Source organism: Aureimonas altamirensis (assembly GCF_023702225.1).
GTDB lineage: Bacteria > Pseudomonadota > Alphaproteobacteria > Rhizobiales > Rhizobiaceae > Aureimonas > Aureimonas altamirensis_B.
This window is the reverse complement of sequence record NZ_JAMQCO010000002.1, coordinates 451432-472113: the sequence shown is the minus strand read 5'-3', so window position 1 is coordinate 472113 and position 20682 is coordinate 451432. Positions and strand designations below refer to the sequence as shown.

The window sequence follows — 20682 nt, the reverse complement described above, 5'->3', positions numbered from 1 at the left end:
CCGATGGTTCACCAGCGGCGGGAGATAGCGCAAACGCCGCGGCATGCCATGGCCTTTCTACGGCGCGGCATCAAGCCGCGTCGTCGAGCTTCAGAGCCTTGCGCAACAACTCGTTCATGCGCGTCTGCCACCGTGGTCCGCCCTGCTTCAGCGTTTCGATGATATCCTGATCCAGACGTACGTTGATTGCCCGTTTCACGAGCGCCGCCGGCGGACGTCCGCGGCGGGCGCGCATGAACTCATCGTCCGTCATGGGCGGGTTATCGGGGTCGGATTCGGCTTCTGCCGTGATGCGGGCATCTTCGGCATCGCTGATCGCTTCCAGGCTGCGTCTGGCGCGAAGGAGCAACTCACGGCGTTCAGCCTTCGTCAGGTGTTGCAAATGCGACATAGCGATCAGACTCCCTTCGGTTGGCTTTTCGCAGCGAGATGACCCAGACGACATCCGGCTCGCGTAACGTGAAAATCAAGACGTGGAGCCGGTCGCCGATGAATCCTGTCGCCGAAACCCGCACTTCGCCATATTCGGTTCTGTTATCCTCGACGTACAAAGCCGTGTCGAACTCGAAACCTTTCACTGCTTCAAAAGCGACGCCGTGCTTTGTAAGGTTGCCCTGAGCCTTCGCCATATGCCAATCGAAAGACGGCAACTTACCCATATTTTGTATCCACAAGAATGTAAGGATTCAAGCTCAAAAAATGAACCATAAACAAGTTCATATGAAGTGAATATGAGTTTGGTTCTGGTTTTGACGGAAGGCTTGGAAACTGGACGATGACGCAGACCGCAAGCACTTTCGCCGTGGCGCCGATGATCGATTGGACCGACAGGCATTGCCGGTACTTCCATCGCCAGATGACGGCGCGTGCGCGGCTGTTTACCGAGATGGTCGTTGCGGACGCCGCCATCCACGGCCCGAGAGAGCGCTTGCTGGGCTTCGATGCCACGGAGCATCCCGTCGTGCTCCAGCTCGGCGGTTCGGACCCGGCCAAGCTGGCGGAGGCCGCACGGATCGGCGAGGGCTTCGGCTATGACGAGGTCAACCTGAATGTCGGTTGCCCGTCCGACAGGGTGCAATCCGGGGCGTTCGGCGCATGCCTGATGCTGCAACCCGCTTTGGTTGGGGCTTGTGTCGCGGCGATGCGAGGCGCCGTCGCCGTGCCGGTTACCGTCAAATGCCGGATCGGCGTCGACGACCAGGATCCGGAGCCCGCACTGGATGCCCTGGCCGATGCCGTTTTCGACGCGGGCGCCGAGGGCTTGTGGGTGCATGCCCGCAAGGCCTGGCTGCAGGGCTTGAGCCCCAAGGAAAATCGTGAGATCCCGCCTCTGGACTATGGTCGCGTCGAACGCCTGAAGGCAAGGCTGCCGCACAGGTTCATCGGCATCAATGGCGGCATCGCGTCGGTGGCCTCGTCCAGGCCGTTGCTGGAGGGCCTGGACGGAGTGATGCTGGGGCGCGCCGCCTATCAGAACCCGGCCGACCTGATGACTGTCGATCCGCTTCTGTTCGGCAAAGCTGCGCCGTCATCGTCGCTGGCCGAAGTGGTCGGCAAGATGGCGGACTATGCCGGCTCGCATGTCGCGGCCGGTGGCAAGCTTTCACATGTCACACGCCACATGCTGGGACTGTTCAACGGGCATCCCGGCGCGCGGCAGTGGCGGCAGATCCTGTCCGAACGGTCGGTGCGTGCCGGCGCCGGCCCGGACCTCCTTTTCGAGGCCATGGCCGGGGTGGAATTGTCTGCCGCCTAGCGATCGGTCAGGATCAGGCGGTCGCCGCGAAATTCGACAGAGGCCAGTTGGCCGAGAAAGCTCATGCCCAGAAGACCGACGCCGATGGCGTCGTTCGCGGTTACCATGGCGGTCACGTTGCGGCGTTCGATCGGGCCCACCGCGACGCTGTCCAGCCGCACCATGGCGGCGGACGCAACGCCGTTGGCTGTGCGAACCTGTGCGTCGTACGACAGGGCGTCCACGTCGATGCCCACGCGCCTTGCGGTATCCCTGTCGAGGGCCACCGTGCTTGCTCCGGTATCGACGAGCACCGGCAGCTCAACCCCGTTGATACTTGCATCCACGCGGAAGTGGTTGTCGAAACCCCGGCCGACCGAAACCTGGAGGTTGTCGCCGCTGCCGCTTGCCACGATCCGCCCCGGCATCAGCGCGCCGAGCATCCGCTCTCCGACCGAACGGAATTCGGTAGAATAGGCATAGACGCCGATCAGCACCACGAAGGCGACTGTCCATAAAAGGGCGTTGCGGACCGCATCCGCGAGACGTCCGCGAAAGGCCACGATGACAGTTCCGCCGACCGCCGTCAGGATGGCGCCGAGATAGACGAGCTGCGCGAAATCGTCTTCGCGCAGGCCGGCGATCATGCCGTCGGTATTGAGAAGAAGAAGCGCGAGCCCGCCTCCCAAAAGCGCCAGGAGAAGCATCAGGACGCCGCCATTCCTCATCGGCGGGTTTCCGATTCGACAGAGCGTTTCCGGCTCATATGGGGCAGCCTCAAACTGGTCTCCTGCATGGCATGACGCTCGTCTTCAGATGTAGGTCGCGGCACCGCATCGTGCAAACGCCCGGCACCGCAACTTGCGTAAAGTTGACCGGGCATGCACAAGCTTGGCTGCGGCGGCTTCTGCCCCCGCGCGACCAAGGGTATCGACAAGGCACGGAACATGGATCGGCTCGACAAGAAAATTCTTCGGCTTCTGCAGGCGGACGCGACGCTTGCCGTAGCCGATATAGCCAAGCGCGTCGGGCTATCCACAACCCCCTGCTGGCGGCGTATCCAGAAGCTGGAGGAAGAGGGCGTCATCCGCCGCCGCGTCGCCATCCTGGATCCGCAGAAGGTAAACGCCCGCGTCACGGTGTTCGTCGCGGTGCGAACGTCCTCGCACAGCAACGAATGGCTGCTGCGCTTTTCGGAAGTGGTGGCCGAGTTTCCCGAGGTGGCCGAATTCTATCGCATGAGCGGCGACGTCGACTACCTGTTGCGCGTCGTGGTGCCGGATATCGCGGCCTATGACACCTTCTACAAGAAGCTGATCTCCAAGATCGAGATTCGAGACGTGTCGTCGTCCTTTGCGATGGAGCAGATCAAGTACACGACCGAACTGCCCCTCGATTATCTCGTGCTCGACAAGGAGCAGCGCGAGTAGGCCAGGGGCAGGCTACCGTTCCAGCCGCGCCAGCAGCGAGGACGTATCCCACCGCGCACCGCCCATGCCGACGACTTCGGCATAGAACTGGTCGATCAGCGCCGTAACCGGCAGCGAGGAGCCGTTGGCCTTCGCTTCTTCCAGGCAGATGCCGAGATCCTTTCGCATCCATTCGGTGGCAAAGCCGAAATCGTATTTCCGGTCGATCATCGTCTTGTGGCGGTTTTCCATCTGCCAGGAGCCGGCGGCGCCCTTGGAGATGACGGAAATCACCTTTTCGATGTCGAGGCCGGCATTGCGGCCGAACTGGACCGCCTCCGCCAAGCCCTGCACGAGGCCGGCAATGCAGATCTGGTTCATCATCTTGGCGAGCTGGCCCGAGCCCACGGGGCCCATCAGCCCGACCATGCGGGCATAGGCGTCGATGACGGGCCTGGCATCCTCGAAGGTCTTCTCGTCGCCGCCGGCCATAACGGTCAGGACGCCGTTCTCGGCGCCGGCCTGGCCGCCCGAAACCGGCGCATCGAGGAAGCGGCCCCTGGCCTTTTCCACCGCATCGCCAAGCTCGCGGGCAAGATGGGCGGAGGCGGTGGTGTTGTCGATCAGGACGGCACCGTCCTTCAAACCGGCCAGGATGCCGTCTTTGCCGTAGACGACGGAGCGGACATCGTCATCGTTGCCGACGCACATGAACACGTAATCCGCCTCCGCCGCCGCATCGCGCGGCGTGTCGGCGGCATGGCCGCCAAACTCGTCGGCCCACTTGCGAGCTTTCTGCGCGGTACGGTTGTAGACGGTCGTCTCGTGGCCGCCCTTTCGGGCCAGATGGCCCGCCATCGGATAGCCCATGACGCCGAGGCCGATGAATGCAACTTTAGCCATGCGTTCCTTCCCATGCGACTCGCAGGATCACCCCAGCATGGCATGCCGGGCGCGCGGTTTCACGGATTAACGCCCCGATCTAGCGTTTCAGGTGGCGCGTCAGCCGATTTTCCGCCATGATCGTCAGGTTGCGCAAGGTCTCCACGATGAAGAGGTAGATCACCGCCGCCCAGACATAGGTCTGGAAATCGTAGGTCTGGCTGTAGGCGCGTCGCGTGACCCCGAACAGGTCGAAGACCGTGACGATGGCGATGATCGCGGATGTCTTCACCATCAGGATCAACTCGTTGGCGTAGGGCCTCAGGGCCACCATCAGCGCCTGCGGCAGGATCACCTTGAAGAAGGTGACGGTGCGTGACAGGCCGAGCGAATTGGCGCCTTCCCACTGGCCTCGCGGAACGCTCTGGATCGCCCCGCGCAGGATTTCCGCCTGGTAGGCCGCGGTGTTGAGAACCATGGCGAAAATGGCGCAGAACCAGGCGTCGCGGAAAAACCACCACAGGCCGACCGTCTCGAAGGCGCCCCGGAAACTGGCGAAGCCGTAATAGATCAGGAAGATCTGGGCGATGAAGGGCGTGCCCCGGAAGAAGCTGACGAAGCCATAGGCCAGCGTTCCGGTGATCCGGTTTTCGGACATGCGGCCGAAGGCAACCGGCACCGAAAGCGCTGCACCGAAGATGAAGGAAATGAAGACGAACTGGATCGTGACCCAGAGGCCGTCGAGATAGCGCCCCGCATACCGCTCGAACAAGATGGGGTTGTAGGCCGAATAGAGATACCAGACGAGGCCGATCGCCGCGAGGAACCAGAACGTCAGCGTCACTATGCCGACAAGGCCCGGTCGCTGCCGGACGGTCGAGGCGCTCATCGGGCCATCACTCCTCGATTCGTCCACCGTTCGAGCCGCGCGATCCCGGCGCCGGAAATGAATGTCAGGATGAGGAACAGCACGCAGGCCAGCCCGAAGAACAGGAAGGGCTCGCGGGTGACGCGCGCGGCGATGCTGGTCTGCCGCAGGATATCGGCCAGGCCGATGACCGAGACGAGCGCGGTATCCTTGAGCAGGTTCTGCCAGCAGTTCGACAGGCCGGGCAGGGCGTGGCGGACGAGCTGTGGAAAGGTGATCTTGTAGAAGATGGCGAAGCGATGCATGCCCAGCGCGCGCCCCGCCTCGGCCTGGCCCGCCGGTATCGCCTGGAAGGCCGACAGGAAGACTTCGGATGCGAAGGCCGAGAAGACCATGCCAAGCGCTATCATGCCGGCAATGAAGCTGGAGATCGTCAGCGCGGGCAGGCCGGCGGCGCCGAATGCCGAATTGATGAGGGATTGTCCGCCGTAATACACGAGAAACAGCGTCAGGAGCTCGGGCAGGCCACGAAAGATGGTCGTGTAGATGTTGGCCGACAGGCGCAGGGCCGGATCCTCGGTGCGCTTCGCCAGTGCCAGCACAAGGCCCAGCCCGAGGCCGAGCGGCAGCGTGGCCAGCGACAGCGCGACGGTAATGCCGACACCGGACAGGATTTCGTCACCCCAACCGGCATCGCCATAGGCAAGCAGGGAAAGAACGTCGTTCATGGAGAAACCATGTCGGCGGCATGATCGCGCCGGACGTCATGCCCGGCGCGATCCCGCTGCTCAGTCGCCGTAGACGTCGAAGTCGAAATACTTGGCCTGCACCTTCTGGTACTCGCCGTTCTCCCGGATCGCCACGATCGCCTCGTCGAACATGGACTTGAGCTTGTCGTTGCCCTTGCGCAGAGCGATGCCCGCGCCCGGGCCGTAGATTTCTTCGTTCACAGGCATCTGCGCCAGCACCTTGCAGCAGGCGCCGGCGTCGCTCTTGATCCACTCGGAAAGAACGACGATGTCGTCCATCACCGCGTCGACGCGCCCGTTCTCGATGTCGAGCTTGTATTCCTCCGCCGTCGGATACACGCGCACATCGGCATCGGGGAAGAAGAATTCCGCGGCCTGCGAGTGCGTCGTGCCGCCCTGCACGCCGATGGCCTTGCCCGCCAGGGCTTCAGGCGTCGCTTCCGTCAGGTCGCTGTCCTTCGGCACGGCGATGGCGCCCGGCGTGTTGTAGTACTTGTTGGTGAAGAGCACCTGCTCGGACCGCTCCGGCGTGATCGACATGGAGGCCACGATGGCGTCGAAGCGCCCGTTCTGAAGGGCAGGGATGATGCCGTCCCAGTCGGACGTCACGAAAGTGCAGGTAACCTGCATTTGCGCGCAAAGGGCCCGGGTGATGTCGATGTCGAACCCTTCGAGCTCGCCGGCCGAGTTGAGGAAGTTGAAGGGGGGATAGGCGCCTTCGGTGCCGATTCTGATTTCCGTCCAGGTCTTGTCGGCATCCGACTCCTGGGCGCTCGCAGGGCCGGCGACGATGGCAAGGGCCGCGGCGGCCAGGAGTAGGCGATGAATAAGCTGCATATCCCCGAAACCTCATTAAGACGTTGCTATGTGCAGCACGTTTTGTGTGCGTGCCGCATAATTCCGCGATACTGCCTGTTTCGACGCAAATGGCAACCGGGGTCATCCCCCCGGTCGAAGCGTCAAATGCGCACTGGCGGCATCGAGGTCGGCGGGGCGGTTGACGTTGAAGAACGGATCGATGCCGTCGCCGACCGCGAAGTCCTCCGCCTCGAACCCTTGAAGATGGGCATAGTCCAGGACGGAACGCCGGCACCCGGGCGTCTCCAGATAGGCGCTCAGCCCGGACAGCGCCGCAATCGGCCAGAGCGAGGCCGTCGGATGAAGCCGTTCGTCGCTTCGTGCGATCCGCACGCGCCCCGGCGACCGGCTCATCCGCGCCACGAAATCCTCCGGCAGGAAGGGCGTGTCGGCCGGTGCGAAGAGGATGTGCGAAGCTTGTGGAAAACCGGTGGACAGATACGCATGCACGGCTTCCATGCCGGCGAGAGGCCCCAGGCGTTGCGGGCGGAGGTCCGGCACCAGGGTAAGTCCGAACCGCTCGAACCCGTCGTTGCAGGGGCTGTTGATGAGCAGTGGATGGACCTGGCCTTCCATGCGCTCGACGACGTGGGCTACGAGCGGACGGCCGGCGATCTCCAGCAAGGGTTTGGGCATGGTGGACGGCTGCATGCGTGACCCCGCGCCGCCGGCAAGGATTGCGCCTGCAAGGGTCACGGCCGTATGCGCCTGAACGCCAGCGCCACGGCGGCCCCGCCTAACCCTGCCATGACGGCGGCGACCGCGGCGGGCGAGTGCGCGAGGTTGGACGCGATGGCGGTGGCGGCGGCGCCGCCGCCGATCTGCACCGCACCCAGAAGCCCGGCTGCGGCGCCGGCGGCCTCGGGCCGGACGGATACGCCGCCGGCGGTCGAGGTTGGAACCGCAAGCCCGTTGCCGAGCCCGACGAACAGCATCGGCAGGAAAAGCGTGGCAGCCGACAGATGGCCCGTCAGGAACAGCGCCAGCGGGGGCAGCGTCGACGCGAAGGTGACCATGGAGCCGGCACGCATCAACCGTTCGAGACCGAGCCGCCCCGACAGACGGCCGGTGATGAAATTGCCGAGTATGTAGCCCATGGAGCAGGCCATGAACCAAAGACCGTACCCGGCGGGGCTCATGCCGAGCTGATGGGAAGCGATGAACGGCGCGCCGCCGAGAAAGGTGAAGAAGACAGCCGATACGAGCGTGGCCGTGCCGGCATATCGCCAGAAGCCGGGCGATCCGATCAGCAGGCGGTAGGCGCCGAACTGCGCGCGAACGGGCGCCCCCGTCGCCTTTGCTGTTTCCGGAAGATAGACCCAGATCATCGTCAGGGTTACGACGCCGAAGACGACGAGCAGCCAGAAGACGGAATGCCAGCCGAGCAGGCTGTCCATGACGCCGCCGAGCGCCGGGCCGATCAGCGGTGCCACGGCAAGGCCCATCGTGACGTAGCCGATCATGCTGGCGGCCCGGTCCCGCGGGAAAAGGTCGCGCACGACGGCGCGCGACAGGGCGATGCCGGTGGCGCTGCCTGCCTGGATGACCCGACCGGCCAGGAAGACCGCAGCGCTTTCGGCAGCGATGCAGAGAAGCGTGCCGACGATGAACAGCACCATGCCGGCCAGCATGATCGGACGCCGCCCGTATCGGTCGGACAAGGGGCCGGCGATGAGCTGCACGGCCGCGACCGTTACAAGATACAGCGACAGGCCAAGCGCCACGGTGGCCGGGGCCGCATCGAGATGCCCCGCTATGGATGCCATCGACGGAATGAAGATGTTGATGGCCAGCGGCGACAGTGCGGATGCAAGCACGAGCGCAAGGATGAAGCTGGCCGATGGCCTGAAGTGATCCGCTGCGGCTGGCGGCTGCATTTGCGGGGCTCTCGTATCCATCAGTGTACCTGCGCCTTGACGATCTTCACCGCGTGGCGGCGTCGCTCGCGGTAGATGGTGTAGAGGCCGGACAAGACCACGATGACCGAGCCGATGCTGGACCAGAAATCCGGCAGTTCGCCGAAGACCAGGAAGCCCAGGATGATGGCGAAGAGCAGCGCCGTATAGCGGAACGGCGCGACGAAGCCGACATCGCCGCCGCGCATGGCGGCCACGATGACCACATAACCGGCCGATAGCAGAATGGCTGCCGCGGCCATCAGGCCGAGATGGGTGGACGTGACGGGCGCGACCCCGGTGAAGGGCGTCAGGGCCGCACCGAGGATCGTGATCGTTGCCGCCGTGATGGCCGCGACCGTTATCGAGGAAAGCCCCTTCGGCATACGGCGTGTCGCAAGATCGCGCGCCGCGGATGTGACGACGGACAGCAGCACGGCGATGGAATAGACCGAGAAGCCCTCCATGCCGGGACGCACGATGATGACGACGCCGACAAAGCCGACGAAGGTGGCGGTCCATCGCCGCCAGCCCACCGCCTCGCCGAGAAAGAGTGCGGCGCCGACGGTAACGACCAGCGGCAAGGCCTGATAGATGGCCGAGGCATTCGCGATCGGCATGTTGGCCAGCGCCAGCATGAAGAGGAAGGTGGTTCCGGCGTCGGCAAGGGTGCGCACGATCAGGTACGGGTTCCTGAGCACGGACAACGAGGGAAGCGCCTTGCGATGCCAGGCTATGGCGAACAGAAGCAGGCAGACCATCACGCCCCTTATGGCGATGACCTGGGCCGCCGACATGTCCTCCATGACGATCTTCGTCAGCGTGTCGTTGACGACGAACAGCGCCGTCGAGCCGATCATCATCAGGCTCGCGCGCAGATTATCCGCGGCGCTTGCCGATTCGACGGATTGTCTGGCGATGGACACGAGGTCACCTGGCATGGAAGGCGAATGCGGGGACCACCGCGGACTCCCTCCCTTTTCCCGAGGCCGCGACGATAGTCAGGCTTACTTCGCTTTTTCCCTTATGGCGAGGGTGGCCATAAAAAAATGCCGCTGCCCGGGGCAGCGGCATCTCGGGCCCAAAAAGGGAAGCGACCTAGTAGGTATTGCGGCCGATCAGCGCGCCCGCACCCGCACCACCCAGGCCACCGATGAGGGCGCCCGTGCCGCCGCCCACCGCGTTGCCCACCGCAGCGCCGCCGACACCGCCGATCGCGGCGCCGCTGACGGTGCGCTCGGTCTGCGTGCAGCCGGCGGTGATCATCACGACGGCGGCCAGGGCCAGAACCGGCTTCAAAGTCTTCTTCATGCTGACGAAACTCCCCTTGGAATTTGGCTCGATGCCGCGCTTCGCGGCCGTTCATCGGTGGTAGAACGGCGGTGTCCCCCACGCGTTCCAACACGTAAACTTGTATCCCGAATGCGCGCAAAATGCGGCGATTGGACGCGCCGCCCGTTCAACCTCCGGTGACGGACATCGTGCGCGAAACCGCCGGCTGGCGGGTCTGCCTGTCGATCACGAAATCATGCCCCTTGGGCTTGCGCAGGATCGCATCGTCGATGACGCGGTGGAGCAGTTCGTCGCCTTCGGAGGCACGCAGCGCACCACGCAGGTCGGCCGCGTCTTCCTGTCCGAGGCACATGTACAAGGTGCCCGTGCATGTGATCCGGACGCGGTTGCAGCTTTCGCAGAAATTATGCGTCATCGGCGTGATGAACCCCAATCGCCCGCCGGTTTCCGCCACGTCGAAATAACGCGACGGCCCACCGGTGCGATGGTTCGACTCCGTGAGGGTGAAGCCATGCCTGGCGGCAAGCTCGTGACGCAGCACGGACAGCGGGAGGTATCTGTCGGTCCGGTCCTCGCCGACGTCTCCCATCGGCATCGTCTCGATGAGCGTCAGGCCGAGGCCGAGCCCATGGGCCCAGCGGATCATGTCCGGGATCTCGCCCTGGTTGAAGTTCCGGAGAGCGACGGTGTTGATCTTGACGTCGATGCCGGCGCGCCTGGCGGCGGCGATGCCATCCATCACGCGGTCGAAGTCGCCGCGGCGGGTGATCATGTGGAACTTGTCGGCATCGAGCGTATCGAGCGACACGTTCAGGCGCCGCACGCCGCAGGCCGCAAGCTCGTCCGCATGGGCGGCAAGCTGCGTGCCGTTGGTGGTGAGCGTCAGTTCCGACAAAGCCCCACTGTGCAGATGCCGCGACAGGCCGCGCACCAGCGACATCACGTTCTTGCGTACCAGCGGCTCTCCGCCCGTCAGCCGAAGGCGTTTTACGCCGCGATCGATAAAGGCCGTGCACAGCCGGTCCAGTTCCTCGAGCGTCAGAAGCTCGCGGCGCGGCAGGAACTCCATATGCTCGGACATGCAGTATACGCAGCGCAGGTCGCACCTATCGGTCACCGACACGCGAAGATACGAGATCCGGCGTCCGAAAGGATCGATCATACTGCCGTTATGGCGCGGGGTCGGCGCGAGGGCCGCTGCTGATGACACGATGCTTCCTGCTCTTCTGCCTGTTGTCAGCAATGTGGAAGGGCGCTACCCCATGGTCAAGATCGGTACGGAGAGTTGTATGAGCGACAAGGTGGCGGCGCCAGCGAAGATTGCGGTCACCCGTGATCGCCGCACGCTGAAAGTGACGGGCTCCGATGGCGTCGAGCATGCCTTCACGGCGGAGATGCTGCGCGTGCACTCACCCTCCGCCGAGGTGCAGGGCCACTCGGCGGAACAGAAGGTCACCGTCGGCGGAAAACGCGACGTCGCCATTGCGGATGTCCTGCCCGTCGGTCACTACGCGATCCGCATCGTCTTCGACGACGGGCACGATACGGGAATCTTTACCTGGAGCTATCTTGCCGAACTCGGCCGCGATCAGGATGGCCTATGGCAAGCCTATCTGGCGGACCTTGCCGAAAAGGGCCTCAGCCGCTGACGGGCGCGTCCGGCAGGAAGGGCGGAAGGCGGTCGAACGCTTCCTTAAGCGCCCCCGACCAGCCGTCCGCGATGGTCTGGTAGTAGGGGTCTCGCTCGTCGAAGCGCTGGTGATATCCTGCCTCCAGGCTGCCGGCCCGGTAGGTCTGGAGGTCGATCGGAAGCCCGACCGAGAGGTTGGACTTGATGGTCGAATCGAATGACACCAGAAGCAGCTTGACGGCTTCCTCCAGCGACATGGAATGGTCGTAGGTGCGGACCAGGATCGGCCGTCCGTATTTGTGTTCGCCGATCTGGAAGAAGGGGTTGTCAGCGCCCGCTTCGATGAAGTTGCCTTCCGGATAGATCATGAACAGGCGCGGGGCGCCCCCTTTGATCTGGCCGCCCAGCAGGAAGGTTCCGGCGAACCGGCTGTCGGCCTGCTGGCCCGAGGGTGAGGTATAGGAAATGACTTCCTTGAGCGTCTCGCCCACCAGTTTGGCCGTCTGGAACATGGAGGGCTGCTCGAACAGCGACGGGTTGCGCTGCGAGGGATGCAACCCACGTTCCTCCAGCAGCGAGATCGCGGCCTGGGTCGTTGCCAGGTTGCCGGCCGACAGAAGGCAAAGGAAGCGATCTCCCGGGCGAGACCACACCTTCATCTTGGTAACGGTGGATATGTTGTCGACGCCCGCATTCGTGCGGGTATCGGACATGAAGACAAGACCCTGATCGAGAAGCAGGCCGACGCAATAGGTCATTCTAATACCCGTGAAAATCCGCCTTCGGCGTCCGGAAAAGGACCCGCCAGCCCGAATTGGCTGGAGCCGGAGCATTTCAAACCACTTTAAATTCCTACAGGTACCGATCTTATGGCGGCAAGGGCCGTCATGCCAGCAATCGGCGGTTATCAAAAGGAAGATCAGCTATGGAAGCGGTATGTCCGGGCGATCTCGTCCGACAGCCGGTTGTTTTCCCGGATGAACCATTCCAGGAATTCGTGAAGCCCGCCGTCGATGATCTCGCCGACGCTGGTTTCCTCGAGCCGCTCCTCGATGGACCGGGCGATTGCGTCGCAGTCATGCGCCTCGCCATAGGTTCGCGACAGATAGCTGAGGCTTTCCTCGATCAGCCGGTAGCAATAGGCTAGCGAGCGCGGCATGCGCCGGTTGAGGATCAGGAAGTCGACGATGTCGACGGCCTTGAACTCGGTGTCGTATTCCCAGGCATAGGAGCGCAGCGCCGAGACGGACCGCAGGATGGAGCCCCACTGATAATTGTCGAGCGAGGATCCGACATAGGAGTGCTGCGGCAAGAGCACCCAGTATTTGACGTCGAGGATCCGCGCTGTGTTGTCCGCCCGCTCCAGGAAGGTGCCGAGATTGCAGAAGTCGAAGATCTCGTTGCGCAGCATCGTGCCGTAGAACGACCCTCGGATCAGCGCGCAGCGCTGCTTGATGAGTTCCAGCAGCGCCGGCAGGTCCGTTATCGGCCGGGACAGACGGTCGCGCAGAAGCATCCAGCTCTCGTTGAGGGCCTCCCACGTCTCGCGCGTCAGCGCGGTGCGGACCATGCGCCCGTTCGTACGTGCGATGGCGAGCGAATTGAGGATGCTGGAAGGGTTCGCCGGATCGCGCAGCATGAATTCGGCGATCAGGTCGGGGTCGAGCGTATCGTGTCGCGCCTGATAGGCGTCCAGCACGCCCGCCGTCACCAGAACGGAATTCCACTCGTCCGCATCGGCCGACAGGTTGGTGAGCGACAATCGCAGGCCCGCATCGATCAGGCGTGCCGTGTTTTCGGCGCGCTCGATATAACGCTGCATCCAGAAAAGCCCGTTTGCGGTACGTCCCAATAGCGGCATCGGATCAGTCCTCCAGCACCCAGGTATCCTTGGTGCCGCCGCCCTGGCTGGAATTCACCACGAGAGAACCTTCCTTCAATGCGACGCGCGTGAGCCCGCCGGGTATGATCTTGACCGTGTCGCTGACCAGCACGAAAGGCCGCAAGTCCACGTGGCGCGGCGCCAGGCCCGCCTCGGTAAGGATCGGCACGGTGGACAGCGCCAGCGTCGGCTGCGCGATATAGTTGGTGGGCCGTTCCCGCAGCTTTGCCGCGAAGGCCTCGCGCTCGGCGCTGGAGGCGGCGGGGCCCACAAGCATGCCGTAGCCGCCCGAGCCGTGCACCTCCTTGACGACCAGCTCTTCCAGATGCTCGAGAACATAGGCGAGGCTGTCTTCCTCGGCGCAGCGCCAGGTGGGCACGTTGTGCAGGATCGCTTCGCGGCCCGAGTAGAATTTCACGATATCCGGCATGTAGGAATAGATCGCCTTGTCGTCGGCGATGCCGGTGCCCGGCGCGTTGGCGATGGTGATGCCGCCATTGCGATAGACCTCCATGATGCCCGGCACGCCCAGGAGCGAATCCGGATTGAAGGCCAACGGGTCCAGGAAGGCGTCGTCGACGCGGCGATACAAGACGTCGATGGGCAGATAGCCCTTGGTGGTGCGCATCGCGATGCGGCCGTCGATGCATTTGAGGTCGGCGCCCTCGACGAGCTCCACGCCCATCTGGTCGGCCAGGAAGGCATGCTCGTAATAGGCGGAGTTGTGGATGCCGGGCGTCAGCACGGCGATCCGGGCCTGACCTTCGCAGGCGGTCGGCGCAACCCGCGCCAGCGAGCGGCGCAGATGCCGGGGATAGTTTTCCACCGGGCGCACCCGGTTCTGGGCGAAAAGCTCGGGAAACATCTGCATCATCGTTTCCCGGTTCTCGATCATGTAGGACACGCCCGAAGGGGTGCGGGCGTTATCCTCCAGTACGTAGAACTCGTTCTCGCCGGTACGCACGATATCGACGCCGATGATGTGGGTATAGACGCCGCCGGGCGGACTGAAGCCCACCATCTGGGGCAGGAAGGCTTCGTTGCCTTCGATGAGCCGGGCCGGCACCACGCCTGCCTTCACGATCTCCTGGTCGTGATAGATGTCGTGCAGGAAGGCGTTCAAGGCCTGAACCCGCTGCTCGATTCCCTCGGCCAGCGGGCCCCACTCCTTGCCCGAGATGATCCGTGGAACCATGTCGAACGGGATCAGCCGTTCCGCCGCCTCGTCCGCTCCGTAGACGTTGAAGGTGATGCCTGTGCGGCGGAAGAAGCTTTCAGCCTCTCCGGCCTTGGCCGCAAGGGAGGGGGCCTCCTGCCGGGCAAACCATTTCTGAAACCGTTCATAGGGGCTGCGCACATTGCCATCATCAACCAGCATTTCGTCGAATGGCATGCGCTGCGACCCCCTCTGTCCATCTGATCGATAAGACAGAGAATGTCGCAGTCTGAGAAATTTCCAACCCCCGATATGCAGCGCTCATCCGTTTTCCTGATGGCGCGCCGCGAACATGGTTACGAAAATGGCACGCTGCATGGCGGAGTGCCGCCGTTTCAGGCGTTTGCGAGTGCCTCACGGGCGGATTGAATGATCCGGTCCTGCGTTTCACGATCCAGATAGGGATGCATCGGCAGACTCACGACTTCGTGCGAGAGCGCGTCGCTGACGGGCAATGCGCCCGATTCCGCGGGGAAATGCCGGTAGGCCGTCTGCCGATGCAGCGGCTTGCCATAGTAGATGACCGTCGGAACCCCGGCCTGGCGCATCCGGGCCATGAAGGCCTCGCGACGGCCGTCCGCAACGCGAATCGTATATTGAGCCCAGGTAGAGACGATTCCGTCCGGTACATCCGGGGTTACCGCAAGATCATGCAGGCCCTTGGCATAGCGCTCGGCCACATGCTGCCGGGCCTCGATCTCTTCCGCGAACAGCTCCAGCTTCTCGAGCAGCACCGCCGCCTGGAAAGTGTCCAGCCGCCCCGTGATGCCGATGCGGACATTGTCGTACCGGTCGCTGCCCTGGCCGTGGACGCTCAGCGAACGCATGACGGCCATCAGCTCCGCATCGTTGGTCTGCACGGCTCCGCCATCGCCATAGCAGCCGAGCGGCTTGGCGGGGTAGAAGCTGGTGGCGACGACATCGGCGAAGGCCCCGGCCATCCGCCCGCCCAGCGTCGAGCCGAAGCCCTGCGCGGCGTCGGACACGAGCTTCAACTCGTAGGTGTCGGCAATGGTGCGGATGGATGGATAGTCGGCGATCTGGCCGAACAGGTCGACGGCGATGATCGCACGAGGCTTCAGCGAGCCGGCATCGCGAATCTCGGCGATCGCCCGGTCCAGGCTTTCGGGGTCCATGTTGTAGGTATCGGGCAGCACGTCCACGAAGACGGGGGTGGCCCCAAGGAGCGCGACGACCTCGGCCGTCGCGGCAAAGGTGAAGCTCGGTACGAAGACGGCGTCGCCCGGGCCGATGTTCCAGGCCATGAGCGGCAGCAGGAGCGCGTCGGTCCCCGATGCGCAGCCGAGCGTGGCGTCCATGCCGCCGAAGGCCGACAACGCCTTTTCGAGCTCGCCGACGTCGGGGCCGAGGATATAGGCGCCCGTGTCCATGATCCTGGCAAGGCGGGCGTCGATCTTGTCGCGGATGCGCTTCTGCTGGGTCGCAAGGTCGATGAAGGCGATGGGGTTTTGCATTGGGTCCGGATCCTTGCGGTAACACGAAGAACGCCGCCGGCGTTACCGCGATGGGCTAACCGTTTTGCCGCAGGGGTCAAGCCTGCGCCGGCACTGCGGCCTTCACGTTTGTCGCTGGCTCATGCGGCTCCGTGATGCCCGGAAGGCGCTGGTTGCGGTTTCGCCGGTCAGCCGGATCGCGTTGCGCGCCAGCATTGCGGCAAGGGCGAAAAGCAAAGCCTGGCCTGCGAAGACGACCGCGTAGCCGAAGACCATCTCGCCCGTCGCCAGCGCGACGAGGTCGACGCAGATGCCCGCCACGAGGCCGCCCAGTCCGAAGGCCAGCGCCTGCGCCGCCCCCCATACGCCCATGCGCAGGCCGGCCCGTCCATCGCCGCCGGCACCGGCCATCGCCATCATCGCGCCAATGGCCGAGATGGTGAAGGCGCCGAGGCCGATACCCAGGATTGCCGCAAGGGGAAAGACGGTATGGGCCTCCAACCCCGCAGCGGGGGCGAGCGCGAGGATCGCCAGGCCTATGGCGGAAAGGACAGCGCCGGTCATCGCCGTAACACGCAGCGTACCCGGATGCCGCCGGCCGAGGAACCCGCCTGCGACGGCCGTCAGGACCATGCCGCAGAAGATGCCGCCATTCTGCCATGCCGACAGGCGGGTCGTTTCGGCGAGCGTCAGGCCGAAGGCAAGGCCGCCGAAGGGCTCCAGCACGACGTCCTGTCCGCTGTAGGCCAGCATGGAGGCGAACACGAACAGCGCGAAGCGCCGCGTGCCGGCTTCGCCCCAGACCATGGCGAGCGCTTCCAGGAAGGGCGCCGGAGAGCCCTTGGCACTTGCCTTGGGGGCCTTGCCCTCCAGCCCCCATGCCGCAACGAGGGTAGCCAGCCACGCGACGACGCCCACCAGGGCCGTCACAGCCATCAGCCGCATGGTGGAAAACGGGTCCAGCAGCCGGGACGCCACGGCAGTCGTCAGGGCGAAACCGGCGATCATCATGGTGAACATGGCCGTCGCGGCGGGCCCGCGTTCGGCCGGCGATACGATCGTAGCGGACAGCGTAAGGAGTGCGGTTCCGGCCGCGCCGGCTCCTGCGCCGATGGCGGCGAACGCCACGAGGCCGAGGGCAATTCCAGGCAAGGGATGGTGCTCCAGCAGCCCGGTGGCCGCGGCGGCAGCGACGCCGCCGACCGCCAGCAGGGCGACTCCGCCGACGATCCACGGCGTGCGCCGCATGCCGACGTCCGAGCCGTGGCCGAAGCGCGGCCGCGTCAGCTGAACGGCATGGTAGACGGCGATCATCAGGCTTGGCAGCGTCGCCGGCAGGGCCAGTTCGACCACCATGACCCGGTTGAGCGTCGACGTCGTCAAGACGACGACCGCACCGATGGCCGTCTGCATGAGCGCCAACCGTGCGATCGTCAGCCATCCGGGCGTCATCATCATGCATCACATCCGATCGCGCCGTCGCATCCACCCAAGGGATGTGGACTCATTCGCCTTGTTGCGGCAGCCAACAATTTGTAGAAATAGGGGATCGATATGAAGTTCCCCACAAGCGGCAAGCAACTTGCCTTTGGAGTGGTCATGAAACGGAAGAGCGGCGTCCTGTTCGCGACAGCGGCCATGGTTGGCGTCGCCGGCCTTGTGGCGGGCTATCTGCATTTCGGCAATCCACGCACCTTGCCCGGCAGCGATGTTACCCTTGCCAAGGTATCGCCGCAGGCTCCGGCTCCCGTGGCAACCCAGGCGCCGGCAGGCGCGCCGCCTCAGGATACGTCGCAGCGCGCTTCAGGGCAGGCGGCATCCACCGTTCCGTCCTTCGATGTCGTGCGGGTCGAACCGGATGGCTCCGCCGTGATGGCGGGCCGCGCCGCGCCGGATACGAATGTGCGGATCGTGGAGGCCGGCCGCGTCATCGCGACCGCGCGCACCAATGCGCAAGGCGAGTTCGCGATAACGCTCGATGCTCCGCTTGCCGTCGGGGAACATCAGATCCACCTCGAGACAGGCGAGGGCGAGGCGGTTCTCGCCTCGGCCGAAAGCGCCATCGTCAGCGTTCCGATGCCCGGACGCGAATCCGAGCTTCTGGTGCTTCTGGAGCAGCCCGACGCACCTTCGCGGGTGATCGCCGCCCCGAAGGTGGAGGCACCGCAGGTCGCCGCGGCCACGCCTGCGGCCGGACCGGCGGATGCGGTTGCGCCGCCCGCCACGGGGCCGGCGGCCGATCCGAACGCGCCGGCTATCGGCGCGGTCGAGATCGAGGGAGACCAGATCTACGTCGCAGGCACGGCGGCCAAGGGCTCGAAGGTGCGGCTGTACCTGAACGACGCTTTCGTGGCCGAGGCCCCGATCGGCTCCAAGCGGGAATTCCTGGCCAGCGCCCGGCAGGCCGTGCCGGTGGGCACGCATGTCGTGCGTGCCGATGTCGTGGACAAGGCGGGCAGCGTGGTGGCGCGTGCCGAAGTCCCCTTCGAGCGGCCCGACCGCGAGCATGTCGCCGCCGTTGCCGCTTCGCCTGCGCTGCCGGGGATGTCGGCCGCCGAAAAGGCGGATGCGACACTTGCCGCGGGCGGCGAGCCGGCGGGCGGGCTGCAGGAGGTGGACGGCCGCGTCATCATCCGCAAGGGCGACACGCTCTGGCGCATATCGCGCGAGAATTACGGGTCGGGCAGCCGCTACACGGTGATCTACCTTGCCAATGGCGACCAGATCCGAAATCCCGACCTGATCTATCCGGGTCAGGTCTTCCGCATGCCGGCCGACGAGGCTGCGCAGGCGACCGGCGGCTGACGGGCTGGCGAATCCCTCTGCGGGAGACCATGTAGGGGGGTGCGCATGCCGCGCCCCTTCGATACCGATCCCGAAAGTGCAGCCTTGAGCGATACACAGCAGCCTGCCGTCTCCGGCGACAGCGGCGCGACCTTCCGAACGCTTCGCAACCTCTGGCCCTATATGTGGCCGGCAGAGCGGCCCGACCTTCGGGCCCGCGTCCTCTGGGCGAGCTTCTACCTCGTCCTGGCAAAGCTGCTGACCGTCGGGGTGCCCTATTTCTACAAATGGGCGACCGACGCGCTGGATGGCGACCCGCAGGGTCTGGAATGGCTGCCCCTGATCCTGACCGGGGCGATCACGCTGGTCGTCGCCTATAACGTCGCGCGCGTCGTATCCGTGGCCTTCAACCAGTTGCGGGACGCGCTGTTCGCCCGTGTCGGGCAATATGCCGTGCGGCGGCTGGCCTATCGAACCTTCGTGCATATGCACGCATTGTCCCTGCGCTTTCACCTCGAGCGGCGCACCGGCGGCCTGTCTCGCATCATCGAGCGGGGCACCAAGGGCATCGAGACGATCGTGCGCTTCACGATCCTCAATTCGGTGCCGACACTTCTGGAATTCCTGCTGACCGCCATCATCTTCGGCGTCACCTACGGCGCGTCCTACGTGCTGGTGGTCGCGCTGACCGTTGTCGCCTATTCGTGGTTTACGGTGAAGGCCAGCGACTGGCGCATCGGCATCCGCCGCGAAATGAACGACAGCGACACCGAAGCCAATACCAAGGCCATCGACTCGCTCCTGAACTTCGAGACGGTCAAGTATTTCGGCAACGAAACCATGGAGGCCGACCGCTTCGACAGGTCCATGGCGCGTTACGAGAGCGCCGCAACCAAGACCTGGACCTCTCTGGGCTGGCTCAATTTCGGGCAGGGGGTCATCTTTTCGCTCGGCATGGGGGCCGCCATGGTGATGTCGGCGCGCGAAGTGCAGGCCGGCACGCAGACGCTGGGAGACTTCGTCTTCATCAACGCGCTGCTGATGCAGCTTTCCATCCCGCTCAACTTCATCGGCTTCGTCTACCGTGAGATCCGGCAGGGCCTGACGGACATGGAGGAGATGTTCAATCTGCTGTCCGTGCGCGAGGAAGTCCAGGACGATCCCCATGCGCTGCCTCTGTCGGTCGCCGCCGGCGCGATCCGCTTCGAGGACGTGCGCTTTTCCTACGATCGCGGACGGGAAATCCTGAAGGGTATCACTTTCGAGGTGCCCCCCGGCAAGTCGGTCGCGATCGTCGGCCCGTCCGGGGCCGGCAAGTCCACCATCTCGCGGCTGCTGTTCCGCTTCTACGACGTGTCGTCGGGGCGCATCACCATCGACGGGCAGGACATCGCCGATGTGCGGCAGGACAGTCTGCGCGCCGCCATCGGCATCGTCCCGCAGGATACGGTGCTGTTCAACGACACGATCGCCTACAACATCCGGTACGGGCGAGTGGATGCCTCCGATGCGCAGGTGCGCCGCGCCGCCGAGCTTGCGCAGATCCACCACTTCATCGAAAGCCTTCCGGAGGGTTACGATACGATGGTGGGCGAGCGCGGGCTGAAGCTGTCGGGCGGCGAGAAGCAGCGCGTCGCCATCGCGCGGACCATCCTGAAGGCGCCGCCGATCCTGGTGCTGGACGAGGCGACGTCGGCGCTCGATACCCATACGGAACAGGAGATCCAGAGCGCGCTCAGCCTGGTCTCGCGGGAGCGGACCACGCTGACCATCGCCCACCGCCTGTCCACCATCGTCGACGCGGACGAGATCATCGTTCTGCGGGCCGGGCAGATCGTGGAGCGCGGAACCCATCGTGCCTTGCTGGGCGAGGGCGGGCTCTATGCCGAGATGTGGACGATGCAGCGCGAAGCCAGCGAGGCCGAGGAAACATTGCGCCGCGCAAGGGAAGCGGACGCCCTCGGCATCGTCGAGAGGCGGGCGCCGGCCGACCCGCTTGAACGTAAGCGCCAAGAATTCTAAACCCT

At 64.6% G+C, this 20682-nt stretch carries 22 protein-coding genes; 5 read left to right on the top strand and 17 right to left on the bottom strand.

The features are described 5' to 3' along the window. Positions 1-70: 70 nt before the first annotated feature. Positions 71-391 (bottom strand): BrnA antitoxin family protein, encoded by a 321-nt coding sequence (locus tag NDN16_RS04950; RefSeq protein WP_251112495.1) that lies wholly within the window; start codon positions 389-391, stop codon positions 71-73. Continuing rightward, positions 360-659, bottom strand: coding sequence for a BrnT family toxin (locus tag NDN16_RS04945; RefSeq protein ID WP_251112494.1), 300 nt, complete (start codon positions 657-659; stop codon positions 360-362). Before NDN16_RS04945 ends, NDN16_RS04950 begins: the two co-directional genes overlap by 32 nt. 116 nt (positions 660-775) lie before the next feature. On the opposite strand from NDN16_RS04945, the gene dusA reads away from it, so the two are divergent. Further along, complete coding sequence (dusA, locus tag NDN16_RS04940) at positions 776-1756, top strand: tRNA dihydrouridine(20/20a) synthase DusA (RefSeq protein WP_251112493.1); 981 nt, start codon at positions 776-778, stop codon at positions 1754-1756. Here the strand turns inward: dusA and NDN16_RS04935 are convergent. Further along, positions 1753-2463 carry a retropepsin-like aspartic protease family protein gene (locus NDN16_RS04935; RefSeq protein ID WP_251112492.1) on the bottom strand — a complete coding sequence of 237 codons (711 nt, stop codon included), beginning with the start codon at positions 2461-2463 and terminating at the stop codon, positions 1753-1755. The two genes, dusA and NDN16_RS04935, sit on opposite strands and share 4 nt — an antisense overlap. A gap of 219 nt (positions 2464-2682) precedes the next feature. Here NDN16_RS04935 and NDN16_RS04930 point away from each other — a divergent pair, with 219 nt between their 5' ends. Next, on the top strand, positions 2683-3165 hold the full coding sequence (locus tag NDN16_RS04930) for an Lrp/AsnC family transcriptional regulator (protein ID WP_251112574.1): 483 nt from the start codon (positions 2683-2685) through the stop codon (positions 3163-3165). A gap of 12 nt (positions 3166-3177) precedes the next feature. Here NDN16_RS04930 and NDN16_RS04925 read toward each other — a convergent pair whose 3' ends face one another. From NDN16_RS04925 to moaA, 9 genes are all read right to left on the bottom strand, one after another. After that, positions 3178-4047: an NAD(P)-dependent oxidoreductase gene (locus NDN16_RS04925; RefSeq protein WP_251112491.1), complete on the bottom strand. Its 870-nt coding sequence runs from the start codon at positions 4045-4047 to the stop codon at positions 3178-3180. A 79-nt stretch (positions 4048-4126) separates the two neighbouring features. Further along, entirely contained in the window at positions 4127-4915 is a 789-nt protein-coding gene (locus NDN16_RS04920; RefSeq protein WP_251112490.1) for an ABC transporter permease, read from the bottom strand. Then, positions 4912-5622: an ABC transporter permease gene (locus NDN16_RS04915; RefSeq protein ID WP_435301052.1), complete on the bottom strand. Its 711-nt coding sequence runs from the start codon at positions 5620-5622 to the stop codon at positions 4912-4914. The genes NDN16_RS04920 and NDN16_RS04915 overlap by 4 nt, the downstream gene beginning before the upstream one ends. A gap of 60 nt (positions 5623-5682) precedes the next feature. Then, a complete protein-coding gene (locus NDN16_RS04910) occupies positions 5683-6480 on the bottom strand; it encodes an ABC transporter substrate-binding protein (RefSeq protein ID WP_251112489.1) in 798 nt (265 codons plus the stop codon). A gap of 102 nt (positions 6481-6582) precedes the next feature. Continuing rightward, positions 6583-7197 (bottom strand): molybdenum cofactor guanylyltransferase, encoded by a 615-nt coding sequence (gene mobA, locus NDN16_RS04905; RefSeq protein WP_251112488.1) that lies wholly within the window; start codon positions 7195-7197, stop codon positions 6583-6585. Further along, positions 7194-8378, bottom strand: a complete 1185-nt coding sequence (locus NDN16_RS04900) for a multidrug effflux MFS transporter (RefSeq protein ID WP_251112487.1) — start codon at positions 8376-8378, stop codon at positions 7194-7196. Before NDN16_RS04900 ends, mobA begins: the two co-directional genes overlap by 4 nt. Before the next feature lie 20 nt (positions 8379-8398). Next, positions 8399-9337 carry a DMT family transporter gene (locus NDN16_RS04895; protein ID WP_285292407.1) on the bottom strand — a complete coding sequence of 313 codons (939 nt, stop codon included), beginning with the start codon at positions 9335-9337 and terminating at the stop codon, positions 8399-8401. Positions 9338-9494: 157 nt separating this feature from the next. Beyond that, entirely contained in the window at positions 9495-9707 is a 213-nt protein-coding gene (locus NDN16_RS04890; RefSeq protein ID WP_060601601.1) for a YMGG-like glycine zipper-containing protein, read from the bottom strand. Positions 9708-9855: 148 nt separating this feature from the next. Then, on the bottom strand, positions 9856-10851 hold the full coding sequence (gene moaA, locus NDN16_RS04885; RefSeq protein ID WP_251112573.1) for a GTP 3',8-cyclase MoaA: 996 nt from the start codon (positions 10849-10851) through the stop codon (positions 9856-9858). A 127-nt stretch (positions 10852-10978) separates the two neighbouring features. On the opposite strand from moaA, the gene NDN16_RS04880 reads away from it, so the two are divergent. Continuing rightward, entirely contained in the window at positions 10979-11338 is a 360-nt protein-coding gene (locus tag NDN16_RS04880) for a gamma-butyrobetaine hydroxylase-like domain-containing protein (RefSeq protein ID WP_251112485.1), read from the top strand. On the opposite strand, the gene NDN16_RS04875 is transcribed toward NDN16_RS04880, so the two are convergent. From NDN16_RS04875 to NDN16_RS04855, 5 genes are all read right to left on the bottom strand, one after another. Then, positions 11328-12077: a proteasome-type protease gene (locus tag NDN16_RS04875; protein ID WP_251112484.1), complete on the bottom strand. Its 750-nt coding sequence runs from the start codon at positions 12075-12077 to the stop codon at positions 11328-11330. The genes NDN16_RS04880 and NDN16_RS04875 overlap by 11 nt on opposite strands. Before the next feature lie 161 nt (positions 12078-12238). Then, entirely contained in the window at positions 12239-13180 is a 942-nt protein-coding gene (locus tag NDN16_RS04870; RefSeq protein WP_251112483.1) for an alpha-E domain-containing protein, read from the bottom strand. Positions 13181-13184: 4 nt separating this feature from the next. Then, positions 13185-14594, bottom strand: a complete 1410-nt coding sequence (locus tag NDN16_RS04865; protein WP_435301051.1) for a circularly permuted type 2 ATP-grasp protein — start codon at positions 14592-14594, stop codon at positions 13185-13187. A gap of 158 nt (positions 14595-14752) precedes the next feature. Beyond that, positions 14753-15892: a DegT/DnrJ/EryC1/StrS family aminotransferase gene (locus tag NDN16_RS04860; RefSeq protein WP_251112482.1), complete on the bottom strand. Its 1140-nt coding sequence runs from the start codon at positions 15890-15892 to the stop codon at positions 14753-14755. Positions 15893-15994: 102 nt separating this feature from the next. Then, a complete protein-coding gene (locus NDN16_RS04855) occupies positions 15995-17329 on the bottom strand; it encodes a BCD family MFS transporter (RefSeq protein ID WP_251112481.1) in 1335 nt (444 codons plus the stop codon). Positions 17330-17470: 141 nt separating this feature from the next. Here NDN16_RS04855 and NDN16_RS04850 point away from each other — a divergent pair, with 141 nt between their 5' ends. Both NDN16_RS04850 and NDN16_RS04845 read left to right on the top strand, forming a co-directional pair. Then, positions 17471-18676, top strand: a complete 1206-nt coding sequence (locus NDN16_RS04850; protein ID WP_251112480.1) for a LysM peptidoglycan-binding domain-containing protein — start codon at positions 17471-17473, stop codon at positions 18674-18676. Positions 18677-18838: 162 nt separating this feature from the next. Then, positions 18839-20677, top strand: a complete 1839-nt coding sequence (locus NDN16_RS04845; RefSeq protein WP_251112571.1) for an ABCB family ABC transporter ATP-binding protein/permease — start codon at positions 18839-18841, stop codon at positions 20675-20677. The last annotated feature ends 5 nt before the right edge of the window (positions 20678-20682 follow it).

Excerpts from the sequence above, each read along its gene's own strand:
- NDN16_RS04950 (WP_251112495.1), bottom strand. The coding sequence starts at position 391 with ATGTCGCATTTGCAACACCTGACGAAGGCTGAACGCCGTGAGTTGCTC.
- NDN16_RS04945 (WP_251112494.1), bottom strand. The coding sequence starts at position 659 with ATGGGTAAGTTGCCGTCTTTCGATTGGCATATGGCGAAGGCTCAGGGC.
- dusA (WP_251112493.1), top strand. The coding sequence starts at position 776 with ATGACGCAGACCGCAAGCACTTTCGCCGTGGCGCCGATGATCGATTGG.
- NDN16_RS04935 (WP_251112492.1), bottom strand. The coding sequence starts at position 2,463 with ATGAGGAATGGCGGCGTCCTGATGCTTCTCCTGGCGCTTTTGGGAGGC.
- NDN16_RS04930 (WP_251112574.1), top strand. The coding sequence starts at position 2,683 with ATGGATCGGCTCGACAAGAAAATTCTTCGGCTTCTGCAGGCGGACGCG.
- NDN16_RS04925 (WP_251112491.1), bottom strand. The coding sequence starts at position 4,047 with ATGGCTAAAGTTGCATTCATCGGCCTCGGCGTCATGGGCTATCCGATG.
- NDN16_RS04920 (WP_251112490.1), bottom strand. The coding sequence starts at position 4,915 with ATGAGCGCCTCGACCGTCCGGCAGCGACCGGGCCTTGTCGGCATAGTG.
- NDN16_RS04915 (WP_435301052.1), bottom strand. The coding sequence starts at position 5,622 with ATGAACGACGTTCTTTCCCTGCTTGCCTATGGCGATGCCGGTTGGGGT.
- NDN16_RS04910 (WP_251112489.1), bottom strand. The coding sequence starts at position 6,480 with ATGCAGCTTATTCATCGCCTACTCCTGGCCGCCGCGGCCCTTGCCATC.
- NDN16_RS04900 (WP_251112487.1), bottom strand. The coding sequence starts at position 8,378 with ATGCAGCCGCCAGCCGCAGCGGATCACTTCAGGCCATCGGCCAGCTTC.
- NDN16_RS04895 (WP_285292407.1), bottom strand. The coding sequence starts at position 9,337 with ATGCCAGGTGACCTCGTGTCCATCGCCAGACAATCCGTCGAATCGGCA.
- NDN16_RS04890 (WP_060601601.1), bottom strand. The coding sequence starts at position 9,707 with ATGAAGAAGACTTTGAAGCCGGTTCTGGCCCTGGCCGCCGTCGTGATG.
- moaA (WP_251112573.1), bottom strand. The coding sequence starts at position 10,851 with ATGATCGATCCTTTCGGACGCCGGATCTCGTATCTTCGCGTGTCGGTG.
- NDN16_RS04880 (WP_251112485.1), top strand. The coding sequence starts at position 10,979 with ATGAGCGACAAGGTGGCGGCGCCAGCGAAGATTGCGGTCACCCGTGAT.
- NDN16_RS04875 (WP_251112484.1), bottom strand. The coding sequence starts at position 12,077 with ATGACCTATTGCGTCGGCCTGCTTCTCGATCAGGGTCTTGTCTTCATG.
- NDN16_RS04870 (WP_251112483.1), bottom strand. The coding sequence starts at position 13,180 with ATGCCGCTATTGGGACGTACCGCAAACGGGCTTTTCTGGATGCAGCGT.
- NDN16_RS04865 (WP_435301051.1), bottom strand. The coding sequence starts at position 14,594 with ATGCCATTCGACGAAATGCTGGTTGATGATGGCAATGTGCGCAGCCCC.
- NDN16_RS04860 (WP_251112482.1), bottom strand. The coding sequence starts at position 15,892 with ATGCAAAACCCCATCGCCTTCATCGACCTTGCGACCCAGCAGAAGCGC.
- NDN16_RS04855 (WP_251112481.1), bottom strand. The coding sequence starts at position 17,329 with ATGATGATGACGCCCGGATGGCTGACGATCGCACGGTTGGCGCTCATG.
- NDN16_RS04850 (WP_251112480.1), top strand. The coding sequence starts at position 17,471 with ATGAAACGGAAGAGCGGCGTCCTGTTCGCGACAGCGGCCATGGTTGGC.
- NDN16_RS04845 (WP_251112571.1), top strand. The coding sequence starts at position 18,839 with ATGTGGCCGGCAGAGCGGCCCGACCTTCGGGCCCGCGTCCTCTGGGCG.